Genomic DNA, 14,549 nt, shown 5'->3' on the forward strand with positions numbered 1-14,549 from the left:
AAAGGCCGCCTGAAACTCAAGATACGTTTCAGACGGCCTTTAATCATAAAATCAAGCAATGATTATTCTTGCCAACGTTTAAACACCAGCGAAGTATTGACGCCGCCAAAAGCAAAGTTATTGCTGACCACATAATCGGTTTGAATCTCACGTCCGCCTGTTTGGATGTAATCCACCTTGCCGCAACGCAGATCGATGTTTTCCAAATTGACAGTCGGCGCAAACCAGCCGTTGTTCATCATTTCGATGGTAAACCAGGCTTCCAATGCGCCGCACGCGCCGAGTGTATGGCCAAGATAGCTTTTTTGCGAACTCATCGGCACAAAACCAAATACCGCCTCAGTAGCCAATGTTTCGGCAATATCGCCTTTTTCGGTCGCCGTACCGTGGCCGCTGACATAGCCGACTCTATCAGGCGTAATACCGGCGTCTTTCAGCGCAAGCTCCATACATTTTTGCATGGTTTCTTTTTGCGGCTGGGTAACGTGGCTGCCGTCGCTGTTGGCACCATAGCCGACAAGCTCGGCATAGATTTTCGCACCGCGCGCACGGGCGTGTTCCAATTCTTCCAATACGAAAATGCCTGCGCCTTCGCCGATGACCAAGCCGTCGCGTCCGTTGTCGTAAGGACGCGGGGTCAGCTCAGGTTCGCCGTTGCGGCGGCTGGCAGCATAAAGTGAATCGAAAACATACACTTCGGACGGACAAAACTCTTCGCCACCTCCCGCCAGCATCATATCAATCAGGCCGTATTTAATCGCTTCGTAGGCATAACCAATGCCTTGGCTGCCGGAAGAACACGCGCTCGAAGTCGGGATAATGCGGCCTTTTAAGCCGAAGAAAATACCGATATTGGCGGCAGTCGTATGCGGCATCATACGCACATAAGTATTGGCGTTGAAATTGCGCGATGTGCCGGTGAGCAAAAGTTCGCCCATATCGCCGATGTCTTTGGTGCTGCCGACAGACGAACCGCACGCCACGCCCATACGGCCGTCGGTAATGCTTTCATCACCCAGCAAACCCGCATCCGTCAAGGCTTGTTCCGCCGCATCGACACACAAATGCGACACGCGCCCCATGCTTCTGAGCTGCTTGCGTGTCCAGTGCTCTGGAGGGGAATAGCCTTCAATCGGCGCGCCCAGTTGCGCTTCCAATTCAGGAAAGCGTCCGCTCCAGTCCATGCATTTGACCGCGTTTTTTTCGGCTTTAAAGGCCGTCTGAATACTTTGCCAATCACGGCCGAAGGCGGTAATACCGCCGATACCTGTTACAACGACTCTTCTGGTATTCAACACAAACCTCCGTTCACAGCAATCACTTGGCGCGTAATGTACGCCGCTTTTTCATCCATCAAAAAGCGCACCGCATGCGCCACTTCCTCAGGCAATCCCATACGCGCGGCAGGGACGGCCTTTAAAATTTCTTCGACAGGTACGTTCTCATCGATAATATCGGTATCGATAAGGCCCGGTGCCACGCAGTTGACGGTAATTTTACGTTTTGCCAACTCAACCGCCAACGCTTTTGCCGCACCGATCAAGCCCGCTTTGGACGCGCTGTAATTGACCTGACCACGATTGCCCGTCAAACCGGACACCGACGCCATGCATACAATCCGTCCAGCTTTTCGGCGGCGGATCATCGGCATGGTCAAAGGGTGCAACACATTATAAAAACCGTCCAAATTAGTACGCAACACCAAGTCCCAATCATCATCAGTAAACGCAGGAAACGCATTGTCTCGCGTCAGGCCGGCATTCAGCACCACGCCGTAATATGTGCCGTTTGCCTCAATGTCGGCAGTCAAAATTTCTCGGCAGGCTTCGCGGTCGGACACGTCAAACTGCAACACGCGCGCATTTCTACCCAATGCACGGATTTCTTCCGCGACAGCTTCCGCTTCATCGCGGCGGCTGCGGCAATGGACGACGATATCAAAGCCGTCCTGCGCCAAACCAAGCGCAACAGCTTTGCCGATACCGCGATTAGACCCTGTAATTAAAATAGTTTCACTCATACGTTTTCTCACTATATCGACAGGCCGTCTGAATCTTTGTCTTTTCAGACGGCCTTGTAAACGGTTTAAATGACTTGACCGTCTTTCGGACTGTACACATTTAAAGAAGCTTTTGCCAGTAAACCGTCCGGCGGCAACAGATGCTTCACATCTTCCGGCGCATCCGTCCAGCGCAACTCGCAATCAAATACGCCCATACCGCCCAAATCCTGAATGGACACATGCGCCCTGACCTCCAGCTCAGTACCGACAGGCACGGAATCAGCAAACAAATCCAGCTTGCGCGTTCCCAATAAAAAACCCAAACGGACAGGCTCTCCGGCCTTTAAAGCTTCAATGCCTGCAAACGCGCCTATGCCCTGCGCCATCAATTCCATATAAGCCATAGACGGCAACACGCCGTCCTGCAGCAAAATATGCTTGTCGCCAACCGGCGCACGGCAAACCGTGTAGTCATCGCCAAATTCTTTCACACAGTCGATAAGCACCATATGTCCGCTGTGCGGAAGCAGCGAAGCCACATCATAAATCGGGGCACTCGGTATTGAAGGCATAAAATGTCATCCGGGAATAAATTACGTTACAATATGCATTATAACAGAGCCTAGCTTTTACTAACCCATTTCATTACAATGTATGAAAATGTAAAACATTGAAAGACATCATGCCTCAAAACGTTTGCCGTTTCAGCTTTAATATCGCCGCATGGCAGGCCTCCTCCAGCAAAATCAGTACGCCGGAGCAATGGCAGGACTGGGCGCAGGGAAAACTCGATACCGCCTCCCTGCCGGAGTGCAAACCCGCGCTCTCCTTTTTGCCGCCTATGCAACGCCGCCGCTTGGGAAAAGCGGCGCGCTTGGTTTGTGATGCCGCATGGAATCTGGCCGACCAATATCCTGAAAGCGTCCCGGTGTACGTTTCGCACGACGGCGAAAGCAACCGCAGCTTTGAATTATGGCAAGAGCTTCTGAACACGCATACCGTCTCGCCGACCTCATTCGGCCTGTCCGTTCACAACGCGACGATTGGGCAATGGTCGATGTTGCGTAAAGACATGAGCGAACATACCGCGTTGGCCGTTGCCGCCGATTCCTTTGAAACCGCGCTGACTGAAGCATTCGCGCTTTTGCAAGACGGCGCGCCATCTGTTTTAGTGATTGTCGCCGATGATCCGTTGTCTGAAGACTATCCTGTCTTGGCTACACGTGCGCCGTTTGCCTATGCATTGGCACTGGTAATCACAAAGGGCGAAGACTATACCCTAAGCTTGGAAACCACATCCGCAAGGCCGTCTGAAAACCCTAACGATACAACAGTCGAGCCCTATTGGAGCAGCTTGGAGTGGGTACGCTTCCTGCTTTCAGACGGCCGACAACACACGCAACACTATGCCGGTAGAAACTGGTACTGGCAGAAAAACGCATGAAGACTTTAGACTATTTCCGTCGCTTTTTTGCCACACTCTTCGGCTTCATCCTCTTCGGCGTTGCAGGCGTATTGTTCAAAATCGCACTTTTGCCCTATACGCTCAAATCGACCAAAGGCGACATCAAACGCCAACTTGAAGCAAGACGCATGATAGGCAAAGTTTGGCGTTTCTTCGTCGGCTACCTGCAATGGTCGGGCGTATTGAGCGTCCGTTTCAACGGCTTGGAAAAACTCGGCAGGCCCGGCCAGCTCATTCTTGCCAACCATCCCTCGCTTTTGGATGTCGTCTTGCTGATCAGCCATTATTCGGAGCCAAACGTACTGGTTAAAAAAGATCTATTGCACAACCCCAGCATGAAAAGCCAGATTATCGCTTCCGGCTACATCCCCAACGACGAAAGCATGGAAATGCTGGAAGAAATAGATGCCGTGTTCAAAAGCGGGCAAAGTCTGCTGATTTTCCCCGAAGGCACGCGCACAGGTTGGGACGGACAGGTTAAAATGCACCGTGGCGCCGTATCGCTCGGTTTGCGCAGCGCATCAGTCATCACGCCCGTGTGCATCAAGATGACGCCGCCCAATTTTAAAAAGGGGCAACCGTGGTACAAAATCCCGCCACAAAAAATTCATTATGAAATTACCGTCGGCGACGATATCCTGCCTGAAGAATGGCTGGCAGAAAAACCCCTGCCCATCGCCGCACGACGTTTAAACGAATACCTGCAAGACTATTTTACAAGGAAAACCACATGAGCAATTTAGAAAACCAAATCAAACAATTAATCATCGACAGCTTAGGTCTGGAAGATATTACCGTTGCCGACATCGGCAGCGAAGATCCGCTTTTCGGCGACGACGGCCTGGGTCTGGATTCGGTTGATGCATTGGAACTTGGTTTGGCCGTACAAAAAACCTTTGGCTTCCAGCTCGACGGAGAAAACGACAACCTGCGCGAAAACTTCGCCAACGTCAAAACACTGGCCGAGTTCGTCAAGAGCCGCCAAGCATAAGGGAGAGAGAAGATGACCGAACAAGAAGTACGCGCCCTGCTGACCGATGCACTAGTTAACCTGTTTGAAATCGAACCGGAACGCATCAAACCCGAAACCAACCTCTACGAAGATTTGGAAATCGACAGCATCGACGCCATCGACCTTATCGACCACATCAAACGCGAAACCGGCCGCAAACTGCAAGCCGAAGACTTCCGCAACGTGCGCACCGTAGAAGACGTGGTTCAAGCGGTCTTAAAAGTACAACAAGATTCCTGATTCCGCTTTGAATCAGCATATTTTCAGACGGCCTTGTCAATCCGCAAGGCCGTCTGAAAATCAATCACAACCATGAAAATACTAGGAAAACTCCTACTGACCCTTGCCAGTCTCGCGTATCCGCTCCTATGGTATTACGGCAGGGAAAACGGCTCATTTTTCTGGCTTGCAGCGGCTATGTGTGTGTTATGGCTGATACGCGCCGCCATGCCGCAAACCACAGCCCAACGCATTACAGCGATTATCCTTGCTGCTTTTTTTGCGGCGGTACTGGTTTTCAGACGGCCTGACTCGATGTATTGGTATCCCGTTGCCGTCAACGCGCTGATGCTTGCCGTTTTCGGCGGCAGCCTGTTTGCCAAACAAACCGTCATTGAACGTCTCGCCCGACTGCAACATCCCGACCTTTCCCCCGAAGGCGTGCGCCACACTCGGCGCGTTACGCAAATCTGGTGCGCCTTCTTCATTTTCAACGGCGCAACCGCCGCCATTTTGGCTGGCTTGCAATATTACGACTGGTGGGCGGCTTATACGGGCATCGTGTCTTATGTGTTAATGGGAATCTTATTTGCCGGAGAGTGGCTTTATCGGAAATTGGTTTTGAAGGTTTAATCCATTAAAAATATTTTATCAATTAGACGAATAACCATAATGAAAAAAATCATCCTACTTACCCTGATTTCCTTCACATTTACCGCATGTTCTTCGACATCTAAAACGCCTTTATCCCCAGAAGAAAAGGCAGAAGCCGAATACAAGAAAAATTATACGGAAGTTGCCAGCCACACCATCAAAACGCGCTCGGGAAACCTGACCGTCATTGACCGAATACACAATCGTTATTCTGACGATACTACAACCAGCAGCATGAATTTGATGATTATTCGGAAATCCAATACGGTAAAAGCAAGAGCTGCACAAACAGCCGTATTTACAGCAACTTTTGCATTACTTATTCTTGCCCGCAACAGCAATCATATTGGATATGAAGGTCCTGACCTGCTGGACAAACACAGTTTAAGCGGGAAGCCTATTAAACCGAATTTTGCGAATCCCGTTTTTGAACAATTCACCCCAAAAGTTCGCGATTGGGCGGCAAAATGGTCATTTAAAGGCAATAGTGCCAATAAAAAACTATTTGTCCAACCGGGTCGTTTCTATTTGGTTTATGAAAAATTCAATAAACGAGACCGATTCTTTCTGAACAATGAAGTCAGCCTTTTTTTAGACGGACAAAGCGGCAAAACCGATCACTTACTCCATTGTTTCAAACGAAGTGAAAGCCATTCATTGGAAGAGTGGCAGGCAAATGATTACGAATTGATACGCCAAACGACAAACAAACAATACGATGAATGCTTGGCCCAATTCAAAGAAGATACCAAGGCAAATACATCAAAATTATAAAACCTTAGAACCATCATGCACCTAATCCGAATCCTATCCCCCGACCTACCCCAACACGACCTTATCGCCGCCCATCCGAATTGGACGCGTGCTGATTTCAACCGTGCGGTTTTTCATCTGTCAGGCCGTCTGAAACAGGCAGGCGTGCAAACTGCCGCGTTGTGGTTTGACGATGCCGCGCTGTTTGCCTGTGCCGTGTTGGCAGTGTGGCATTCTGGCGGAAAGGTTTTATTGCTGCCCAATTTGGCGCAAGACAATTTGGAGTGGGGGAAAACGGCAGAGGCGTTTTTAACAGATTCAACAGATAAAAAGCTGTCTTCAGACGGCCTGAACGTCTGGCACTTGCCTGATGTATTGACTCAAACAGAATCGGAAGGACTGAGCACCTATCCTGAAAACTATCTGATTCCCGACCATGCCGAAGCATGGCTGAAAACATCGGGCTCCAGCGGCGAAGCGCAGATTATTGTGAAAACCGCCGCGCAAATGCAGGCAGAAGCTCTGACTTTGGCAAATACGCTGCCATTTGGACAACACAGTGAAACCGTGATCGGCAGCGTGATTCCGCAACATCTTTACGGCTTCACTTTCCGCTTCGCACTCGCGCTGACAATGGGTTGGACTATGGAACGACAGCAGGCGGTTTATCCGGAAAACCTGCTTTCCAGCACGGCCGCACATGATAAAGTGGTTTGGATTGCCAGCCCAGCCGTACTCAACCGCTTGGGCGAAAACCGCAACTGGCAGAGTATCGGCCATAAAATTGCAGGCATTGTCTCGGCCGGCGGCGCATTGCCCGCAGCCACGGCGGATTTGCTGCAACAGGCTGCCGTCCGCCCGTTTGAAGTTTATGGCAGTACCGAAACCGGCGTGATTGCCTCACGTTGCGAACGCCAAGAATGGCAGCCTTTCGAAGGCGTGGAAATCGGGCAAAACGAAGAAGGCGCACTTTGGGCTTCTTCGCCTTGGTCGCCCGAACGCCGTCAAACAGCCGATTTGATCGAGCCGCAAGATGACGGTTTTCTGTTACTCGGTCGGCAAGACCGCATTATTAAATTTGAGGACAAACGCGTGTCGCTGACCCAAATCGAACACGAACTTTTACAACATCCTTGGATTGCCGACGCCCACTGCGGCCGTCATCCGCAACATCAACGCATTGCCATATGGTCGGCATTGAACGCAGACGGTATCGCCGCCTTGCGCGAGAAAGGCCGCGCTGCGGTTGCCGATACGCTCAAACGCCACCTAGCCGCCACGCAGGACACCATCGCCCTGCCGCGCTACTGGCGTTTTACCGACAGCCTGCCGCGCAACGCCCAAGCCAAAATCGCCGCGGCGGATTTTCAGACGGCCTTTACCGTTGCCCAAACTTCACCCGTTTGGTCGAAAACATCATCTGACGATGAAACCAATAGCGAAACCTTCATCGGCCGCGTGCCTTTGGATTTGGTTTATTTCGGCGGCCATTTTGCCACCTTCCCGCTGGTTCCCGGCGTGGTCGAGCTACAATGGGTGCGCAACCTGATCGCGCCCCAGCCATGGGGCAAACAGCGCATCATCCGCATCGAAAATCTAAAATATCAGCAGTTTATCCGTCCTCATGATGAAGTGTCGGTAGCGCTGAAATACGATGAAGGCAAAAACAAACTGAGCTTTAAAATCAACAACGGAGAGCATCCGTGTGCATCAGGACGGATTGTCTTTGAGGCCGTCTGAATATACCTATTAACTTTTTAGTGGAAAACCAACAATATGCAACTCTTCCCCGCCCTAGAACAACGCTACTCCCACGAACACCAGTCCGCAGGCGAGGCTCAACGTCTGGCTCAAGAAATCGCTTTTGCACCGATTGTGTTCCAAGTTTCCCGCCTGATGGTGAAATTTGGCATTCTGGACCTGCTGAACGACCATCCAGACGGCCTCACTCAAGCCGAAATCGCTGAAAAAGCGAAAATCAGCAACTACGCGGCACAAGTCCTGCTGGAAGCTTCACTTTCTATCGGCACTGTCTTAACTCGCGACAACCGCTATTTCATCAGCAAGGCCGGTTGGTTTGTCCTCAAAGACAAAATGGCTCGCGTCAACATGGATTTCACGCAGGAAATCTGCTACCTAGGCATGTTTGATTTGGAAAAAACCCTGCAAACCGGCAAGCCTGAAGGCCTGAAAGTATTCGGCGACTGGCCGACTATTTACGAAGGCTTGTCTTCATTGCCAAGCATTGCGCAGGAAAAATGGTTTGCATTCGACCATTATTATTCCGACAATTCCTTCGCCGAAGCACTGAACACTGTGTTCGCCAAACCGGTTAAAAAACTGCTCGATGTCGGCGGCAATACCGGTCGCTGGGCGGAACAATGTGTCAACCACAATGCCGAAGTTGAAGTAACCATCATGGATCTGCCGCAACAAATCGGCTTAATGCGTGAGGCGACCAAAGGCAAAAACGGCGCGGACCGTATCCACGCCCATCCGGCCAACCTGCTTGATCCTGAGATTCCGTTCCCAACCGGTTTTGATGCGATCTGGATGAGCCAATTCCTAGACTGTTTTACCGAAGAACAAGCTACCAGCATTCTTCAACGCGCCGCTGCATCTATGAGCGAAAACACTAGCCTCTACATTATGGAGCCTTTCTGGGACAGACAACGCTACGAAACCGCCGCCTACTGCCTGACCATGACCAGCCTGTATTTCACTGCCATGGCCAACGGCAACAGCAAAATCTTCCATTCTGAAGACCTGATCCGTTGCGTTGAAAAAGCCGGATTGAAAGTAGCGGAAATTTCAGACGGCATCGGCCGCGGACACAGCATCCTGCGCTGCGTTAAGGCCGTCTGAACATCATCTTTTAAACCCTAAAAAGCAACCGACCCCAACAGCCATTGCAGCTATCGGGGTCGGTTTGTTTTTGGGTGTCCTCCTTAAAACATCAGCCGCGCAACATCCATACTGCGCACACTAAAGCAATCGCCACCAACAAAGCGGCAAGCAGTTGTCCCATTCCGGCCAATTTAGGCTGCTTAGCATCAATGGTTTTAAAGCCGCTCATCATCGGCGTAATCAAATCCTGTTTTTTCACAAAGCGATACAGCAAAACAGCCGCGATATGTACGCCCGCCAAAACGGCTAAAACATTAAAAAAATTGACATGGATTTTTCGCGCCAGCGTACCGGCGTGTTCGCTGACCAAATGATTCAAAAAGCCGGAATTGGTAAACGTATTTTCATCGGCGGCAAATAAGCCTGTGGCCGTCTGAAAAACCAAGGCAGCCAATAAAGCGATGACCATCAGCGCGCCCAAAGGATTGTGGCCGACCAATTCGTCTTCAGACATTTGGCCTTGCGTATAGCGGCGGATTTCGGAAAACGGGCGCACAAATCGGCTGAATTTTGCCGTATCGCTGCCCCAAATCCCCCAACACAAGCGAAAAACCACCAAAGCCAGCATCAACAAGCCGCCGCGCAAGTGCCATACCAGCATATCGCCGCCTTGGGTTGCGCTGTACCACATGAATCCCATCAATAACACCAAGAGCCAATGGAACAGGCGCGTAGGTGCGTCCCAAACTTTTATTTTTTGCTTCATTACCTTTTACTTTCTGATTTAAAATTAAATTTCTTATCTTGGAAGGTTACGCCATGCAGCCCATCTACACGCTTCCCGAATCGCTTCAAGCTTTTCAGACGGCCTTAGCATTTCCCGACGTATTCCGCCCCCGCGCCCAAGAGTCGCACAAAGGCACATACGGCACGCTTGCCATTATCGGCGGCGCAACGGGAATGAGCGGCGCGGTGGTTTTGGCAGCCACAGCCGCCATGTATCAAGGATGCGGCAAGGTTTGGGCAGGCTTCAACCAAGCCACGCTGCCCTTTGCCATTATTCCCGAACGCCCTGAAATCATGCTCGCCACTGCGACCCAACTAATGGAGTGTAACGATGTCAGCGCGCGCGTAATCGGCTGCGGCTTTGGTTTGGGCGGATTATCAGAGCAGCTGCTGCCCCAAATTCTATCTACACACCATGACCAGCCTTTATTGCTCGATGCCGATGCCCTGACACTGCTTGCCCGCTCTTCCGAATTGGCAGAACGCCTCAAATCGTACAAACATATCGTCCTGACACCTCATCCGGCCGAAGCTGCCCGCTTACTCGGCACCAATACCCAATCAGTTCAGGCAGACAGACGAAAAGCCGTAACCGAAATCAGCCGTAAATATGGCGCGACCGTCGTATTGAAAGGCCATCATACATTGGTGGCCACGGCAGACGGCATAGTCTATACCAACACCAGCGGCAATGCCGGTTTGGCCACCGCAGGTAGCGGCGATGTCTTGAGCGGCATTATCGGCAGCCTGCTGGCACAAGGCATTCCGACATTCCAAGCCGCCTGCGCCGGCGTATGGCTGCACGGAGCGGCAGCCGATGTTATCAAACACAGCGGCCAAATCGAAACCGGTATGCTCGCCGGAGAAATCGCACCTGCCGCCCGATGGCTGCGCAATATTTTATCAAAAGAGTAATACTATCTATATCATAAATACAAATTGCAGGCCGTCTGAAAATCAATCTCTATTTTCAGACGGCCTGGTTTATTTTTAAGTCATTTTGCAAATTAAGGTTAAGGCGTGTATCCTTGATTTCCCTTAAAAACAACTTCACAACATATTATCATGAGTATCCTCAATAAAATCAGCAACTTTATTGGAAAAACATTTTCCCTTTGGGCGGCGCTCTTTGCCGGCATCGCTTTTTTCGCACCCGACACCTTCAAATGGGTCGGCCCTTACATTCCTTGGCTTCTGGGCATCATTATGTTCGGCATGGGCTTGACGCTCAAACCTTCCGACTTCGATATTTTGTTCAAACGCCCCAAAGCCGTCATCATCGGCGTGATTGCACAATTCGCCATCATGCCGGCAACCGCCTATCTGCTGGCCAAGCTGTTAAACCTGCCTGCCGAAATCGCAGTCGGTGTGATTTTGGTCGGCTGCTGCCCGGGCGGCACGGCTTCCAATGTAATGACTTATCTGGCGCGCGGCAATGTGGCTTTGTCGGTTGCCGTTACATCGGTTTCTACTCTGATTTCTCCATTGCTGACCCCCGCTATCTTCCTGATGCTTGCCGGTGAAATGCTGGAAATCCAAGCGGGCAGTATGTTGATGTCCATCGTCAAAATGGTTTTATTCCCCATCGTTTTGGGCTTGATTGTCCATAAAGCCTTGGGCAACAAAACTGAAAAACTGACCGACGCGCTGCCGCTGGTTTCCGTTGCCGCCATCGTACTGATTATCGGCGCGGTAGTCGGCGCCAGCAAAGGCAAGATTATTGAAAGCGGCCTGCTGATTTTCGCGGTTGTCGTACTCCACAACGGCATCGGCTATCTGCTCGGCTTCTTTGCCGCCAAATGGACCGGCCTGCCTTATGATGCACAAAAAACGCTGGCCATCGAAGTCGGTATGCAAAACTCAGGCTTGGGTGCCGCCCTTGCCGCCGCACACTTTGCCGCCGCGCCGGTCGTTGCCGTTCCCAGCGCATTGTTCAGCGTGTGGCACAATATCTCCGGCTCGCTTCTGGCAACTTATTGGGCAGCCAAAGCCGATAAAAATAAAGAATCCTAAACGTCTTTAATCATAAGCCGTCTGAACAGGGATAAACGAAATCAACGATTTCTGCCTTACCTGTTCAGACGGCCTTTATTTTGAAATCAAGCAGTATTATTGTTTCACTGCTTCGATTTGGATATTTATGTTAACTTTTTTGCTCATACCGGCACTTACCAAATAATCCAAGCCCCATTTGGTACGGTCGATGGTGGTGCTGAAATCGCCGCCGCACACTTCTGCTTTTAACATCGGGCTTTGGTAGCAGTTGAATTTGTCGGCTTTGAGTTTCACCGGCGCAGTTTTGCCGTTCATAGTCAGATTGCCATCAACGGAAAGCAGTTTTTTGCCGTTGAAATTGAATTTGGTGGATACAAAACGGATTTCAGGGTATTTGTCTGCATTGAAAATATCGGCAGATTTCAAGTGTTGGGTAAAGCGGTCAGAACCGGTTTGCAGTTTGGACAAAGGCAATACGATATCGATTGAGCCTTGGCGTTTGGCACGGTCAAATTCCAAATTGCCGGTCAAACCATAAATACCGCCGACGTTGGTGCTGGTGTTGAAATGGTCGATGGCAAAGCGGGCATTGGCATGGAATTCGTCCACTTTATAAACAGCGGCAGACGCAGCAGAAGCCAACATGGCCGAACACAATGCAAACATGATTTTTTTCATCGTCTTATCCTTAGAAATGTGAGAAGTTCCCTATCATATCACTTTTTGATGCCAACATTTTTTGCAAATGAGAAAGACAACGTTTCATCCTAAGAAAACTTCAGGCCGTCTGAACGAGAGGACAGCAAATTCAGGTGAAGCAAACACAGTTTAGTTTTATTACAAAATAGCGTGCTTCATCGCTCGTAATTGGTATAAAATAGCCAGTTATTTCTACAACGGGCCGCCAACCAACCAGCCTATTTCAGACGGCCTCAGCATAAAACAAAGGAACAAAAATGCCTGAATACCGCTCCAAAACCTCTACCCACGGCCGCAATATGGCAGGCGCGCGCGCATTGTGGCGTGCGACCGGCGTCATGGAAACCGACTTCGGCAAACCGATTATCGCCATTGCCAACTCCTTCACCCAATTCGTCCCAGGCCATGTGCACCTGCACAATATGGGCCAACTGGTTGCCCGTGAAATCGAAAAAGCCGGCGGCATTGCCAAAGAATTCAACACCATCGCCATTGACGACGGCATCGCCATGGGCCACAGCGGCATGCTCTACTCCCTGCCCAGCCGCGACCTGATTGCCGACTCCATCGAATACATGGTCAACGCCCACTGCGCCGATGCTCTGGTCTGCATTTCCAACTGCGACAAAATCACCCCAGGCATGCTGATTGCCGCCATGCGCCTGAACATTCCGACCATCTTCGTTTCCGGCGGCCCGATGGAAGCCGGTAAAGTTATCGGCGTAGCCAATATTCAACCAGAACGCCGTTTGGACTTGATTGACGCTATGATCGAATCGGCTGACGACAATATCAGCGACAAACAAGTCGAAGAAGTCGAGCAAAACGCCTGCCCGACTTGCGGCTCCTGCTCCGGCATGTTTACCGCCAACTCCATGAACTGCCTGACCGAAGCACTCGGCCTTTCCCTGCCGGGTAACGGTTCATACTTGGCGACCCACACAGGCCGCAAAGAATTGTTCCTCGAAGCCGGCCGCATGATTGTCGAAATCACCAAACGCTACTACGAGCAAGACGACGAAACCGTATTGCCGCGCAGTATTGCCACTAAAAAAGCGTTTGAAAACGCCATGACCATGGACATCGCCATGGGCGGCTCTACCAATACCATCCTGCATTTGCTCGCCGTTGCCAACGAAGCGGGCGTGGATTTCAAAATGGCCGACATAGACCGCCTGAGCCGCGTTGTACCTTGCATCTGTAAAACCGCGCCAAACAACCACGACTACTACATGGAAGACGTGCATCGCGCCGGCGGCATTTTCGCCATCCTGAAAGAATTGGACAAAGCAGGCAAACTGCACACCGACGTGTACACCATCCACGCGCCGACCCTGAAAGACGCAATTGAAAAATGGGACGTGACCAACCCTGAAAACACCCATGCCATCGAGCGTTTCAAAGCAGCTCCCGGCGGCGTGCGCACTACTCAGGCGTTCTCGCAAAACCGTATGTGGAAAACCCTCGACCTCGACCGCGAAAAAGGCTGTATCCGCGATGTTGAACATGCCTACTCGCAAGACGGCGGTTTGGCAGTATTGTTCGGCAACATCGCCGAGCGCGGCTGCGTGGTGAAAACCGCAGGCGTGGACGAGAGCATCCTCAAATTTACCGGCCGCGCCCGCGTGTTTGAAAGCCAAGAAGACGCAGTAGAAGGTATTTTGGGCAATCAAATCGTGGCCGGCGATATCGTCATTATCCGCTACGAAGGCCCTAAAGGCGGCCCGGGTATGCAAGAAATGCTGTATCCGACTTCTTACCTGAAATCCAAAGGTTTGGGCAAAGCCTGCGCCCTGCTGACCGACGGCCGCTTCTCCGGCGGTACTTCCGGCCTGTCCATCGGTCACGCTTCGCCTGAAGCGGCAGAAGGCGGCGCAATCGGTTTGGTACACGAAGGCGACACCATCGAAATCGATATTCCAAACCGCAGCATCCACCTTGTCATTTCCGATGAAGAGCTTGCCGCACGCCGTGCCGAAATGGAAGCACGCGGCAGCAAAGCGTGGAAACCGGAAAACCGCGACCGCTACGTCTCCGCAGCCCTGCGTGCCTACGGCGCGATGGCGACTTCCGCCGACAAAGGCGCAGTACGCGACGTATCGCAAATCGAACGTTAA

16 protein-coding genes are annotated in these 14,549 nt (G+C 51.2%); 11 read left to right on the forward strand and 5 right to left on the reverse strand.

What is annotated here, in order from left to right:
• Positions 1-62: 62 nt before the first annotated feature.
• The 3 genes from HMPREF2871_RS00225 to HMPREF2871_RS00235 form a co-directional block, all read right to left on the reverse strand.
• Entirely contained in the window at positions 63-1,298 is a 1,236-nt protein-coding gene (locus HMPREF2871_RS00225) for a beta-ketoacyl-ACP synthase (RefSeq protein ID WP_049344243.1), read from the reverse strand.
• Positions 1,292-2,020: a 3-oxoacyl-ACP reductase FabG gene (gene fabG / locus HMPREF2871_RS00230; RefSeq protein ID WP_003746422.1), complete on the reverse strand. Its 729-nt coding sequence runs from the start codon at positions 2,018-2,020 to the stop codon at positions 1,292-1,294. Before fabG ends, HMPREF2871_RS00225 begins: the two co-directional genes overlap by 7 nt.
• A 65-nt stretch (positions 2,021-2,085) precedes the next feature.
• Positions 2,086-2,574 (reverse strand): hotdog family protein, encoded by a 489-nt coding sequence (locus HMPREF2871_RS00235; protein ID WP_049336784.1) that lies wholly within the window; start codon positions 2,572-2,574, stop codon positions 2,086-2,088.
• A gap of 110 nt (positions 2,575-2,684) precedes the next feature.
• On the opposite strand from HMPREF2871_RS00235, the gene HMPREF2871_RS00240 reads away from it, so the two are divergent.
• The 8 genes from HMPREF2871_RS00240 (at position 2,685) to HMPREF2871_RS00275 (ending at position 8,970) form a co-directional block, all read left to right on the forward strand.
• Entirely contained in the window at positions 2,685-3,446 is a 762-nt protein-coding gene (locus tag HMPREF2871_RS00240; protein ID WP_049344241.1) for a beta-ketoacyl synthase chain length factor, read from the forward strand.
• On the forward strand, positions 3,443-4,201 hold the full coding sequence (locus HMPREF2871_RS00245) for a lysophospholipid acyltransferase family protein (protein ID WP_049344240.1): 759 nt from the start codon (positions 3,443-3,445) through the stop codon (positions 4,199-4,201). The genes HMPREF2871_RS00240 and HMPREF2871_RS00245 overlap by 4 nt, the downstream gene beginning before the upstream one ends.
• Positions 4,198-4,458: a phosphopantetheine-binding protein gene (locus HMPREF2871_RS00250; RefSeq protein ID WP_003680822.1), complete on the forward strand. Its 261-nt coding sequence runs from the start codon at positions 4,198-4,200 to the stop codon at positions 4,456-4,458. Before HMPREF2871_RS00245 ends, HMPREF2871_RS00250 begins: the two co-directional genes overlap by 4 nt.
• Before the next feature lie 12 nt (positions 4,459-4,470).
• The gene (locus HMPREF2871_RS00255) at positions 4,471-4,719 is read left to right on the forward strand and encodes an acyl carrier protein (protein WP_049344238.1); all 249 of its coding nucleotides are present in this window, start codon (positions 4,471-4,473) and stop codon (positions 4,717-4,719) included.
• 72 nt (positions 4,720-4,791) lie between these two features.
• A complete protein-coding gene (locus HMPREF2871_RS00260) occupies positions 4,792-5,331 on the forward strand; it encodes a COG4648 family protein (protein WP_049344236.1) in 540 nt (179 codons plus the stop codon).
• A 39-nt stretch (positions 5,332-5,370) separates the two neighbouring features.
• Entirely contained in the window at positions 5,371-6,126 is a 756-nt protein-coding gene (locus HMPREF2871_RS00265) for a hypothetical protein (protein ID WP_049344235.1), read from the forward strand.
• 15 nt (positions 6,127-6,141) lie between these two features.
• Positions 6,142-7,845: an ApeI family dehydratase gene (locus HMPREF2871_RS00270; RefSeq protein ID WP_049344233.1), complete on the forward strand. Its 1,704-nt coding sequence runs from the start codon at positions 6,142-6,144 to the stop codon at positions 7,843-7,845.
• Positions 7,846-7,881: 36 nt separating this feature from the next.
• Positions 7,882-8,970, forward strand: coding sequence for a FlxJ family methyltransferase (locus tag HMPREF2871_RS00275; protein WP_049344231.1), 1,089 nt, complete (start codon positions 7,882-7,884; stop codon positions 8,968-8,970).
• A gap of 91 nt (positions 8,971-9,061) precedes the next feature.
• Here HMPREF2871_RS00275 and HMPREF2871_RS00280 read toward each other — a convergent pair whose 3' ends face one another.
• Positions 9,062-9,718, reverse strand: coding sequence for a cytochrome b/b6 domain-containing protein (locus HMPREF2871_RS00280; protein WP_049344230.1), 657 nt, complete (start codon positions 9,716-9,718; stop codon positions 9,062-9,064).
• A gap of 53 nt (positions 9,719-9,771) precedes the next feature.
• On the opposite strand from HMPREF2871_RS00280, the gene HMPREF2871_RS00285 reads away from it, so the two are divergent.
• Together HMPREF2871_RS00285 and HMPREF2871_RS00290 are read left to right on the forward strand one after the other, a co-directional pair.
• Positions 9,772-10,653: an NAD(P)H-hydrate dehydratase gene (locus tag HMPREF2871_RS00285; protein WP_049344228.1), complete on the forward strand. Its 882-nt coding sequence runs from the start codon at positions 9,772-9,774 to the stop codon at positions 10,651-10,653.
• A 150-nt stretch (positions 10,654-10,803) separates the two neighbouring features.
• Positions 10,804-11,751 (forward strand): bile acid:sodium symporter family protein, encoded by a 948-nt coding sequence (locus HMPREF2871_RS00290; protein WP_004519938.1) that lies wholly within the window; start codon positions 10,804-10,806, stop codon positions 11,749-11,751.
• A gap of 96 nt (positions 11,752-11,847) precedes the next feature.
• On the opposite strand, the gene HMPREF2871_RS00295 is transcribed toward HMPREF2871_RS00290, so the two are convergent.
• Positions 11,848-12,411 (reverse strand): YceI family protein, encoded by a 564-nt coding sequence (locus tag HMPREF2871_RS00295; protein WP_004519939.1) that lies wholly within the window; start codon positions 12,409-12,411, stop codon positions 11,848-11,850.
• 278 nt (positions 12,412-12,689) lie between these two features.
• Between HMPREF2871_RS00295 and ilvD the strand changes: the two genes are divergently transcribed.
• Entirely contained in the window at positions 12,690-14,549 is a 1,860-nt protein-coding gene (gene ilvD / locus HMPREF2871_RS00300) for a dihydroxy-acid dehydratase (RefSeq protein ID WP_039862189.1), read from the forward strand.

This window comes from Neisseria sp. HMSC067G12 (assembly GCF_001812725.1).
GTDB lineage: Bacteria > Pseudomonadota > Gammaproteobacteria > Burkholderiales > Neisseriaceae > Neisseria > Neisseria perflava.

Coding starts and splice junctions, on each gene's coding strand:
- HMPREF2871_RS00255 (WP_049344238.1), top strand. CDS start 4,471: ATGACCGAACAAGAAGTACGCGCCCTGCTGACCGATGCACTAGTTAAC.
- HMPREF2871_RS00270 (WP_049344233.1), top strand. CDS start 6,142: ATGCACCTAATCCGAATCCTATCCCCCGACCTACCCCAACACGACCTT.
- HMPREF2871_RS00285 (WP_049344228.1), top strand. CDS start 9,772: ATGCAGCCCATCTACACGCTTCCCGAATCGCTTCAAGCTTTTCAGACG.
- HMPREF2871_RS00240 (WP_049344241.1), top strand. CDS start 2,685: ATGCCTCAAAACGTTTGCCGTTTCAGCTTTAATATCGCCGCATGGCAG.
- HMPREF2871_RS00280 (WP_049344230.1), bottom strand. CDS start 9,718: ATGAAGCAAAAAATAAAAGTTTGGGACGCACCTACGCGCCTGTTCCAT.
- HMPREF2871_RS00260 (WP_049344236.1), top strand. CDS start 4,792: ATGAAAATACTAGGAAAACTCCTACTGACCCTTGCCAGTCTCGCGTAT.
- HMPREF2871_RS00265 (WP_049344235.1), top strand. CDS start 5,371: ATGAAAAAAATCATCCTACTTACCCTGATTTCCTTCACATTTACCGCA.
- HMPREF2871_RS00245 (WP_049344240.1), top strand. CDS start 3,443: ATGAAGACTTTAGACTATTTCCGTCGCTTTTTTGCCACACTCTTCGGC.
- HMPREF2871_RS00295 (WP_004519939.1), bottom strand. CDS start 12,411: ATGAAAAAAATCATGTTTGCATTGTGTTCGGCCATGTTGGCTTCTGCT.
- HMPREF2871_RS00235 (WP_049336784.1), bottom strand. CDS start 2,574: ATGCCTTCAATACCGAGTGCCCCGATTTATGATGTGGCTTCGCTGCTT.
- ilvD (WP_039862189.1), top strand. CDS start 12,690: ATGCCTGAATACCGCTCCAAAACCTCTACCCACGGCCGCAATATGGCA.
- HMPREF2871_RS00275 (WP_049344231.1), top strand. CDS start 7,882: ATGCAACTCTTCCCCGCCCTAGAACAACGCTACTCCCACGAACACCAG.
- fabG (WP_003746422.1), bottom strand. CDS start 2,020: ATGAGTGAAACTATTTTAATTACAGGGTCTAATCGCGGTATCGGCAAA.
- HMPREF2871_RS00290 (WP_004519938.1), top strand. CDS start 10,804: ATGAGTATCCTCAATAAAATCAGCAACTTTATTGGAAAAACATTTTCC.
- HMPREF2871_RS00250 (WP_003680822.1), top strand. CDS start 4,198: ATGAGCAATTTAGAAAACCAAATCAAACAATTAATCATCGACAGCTTA.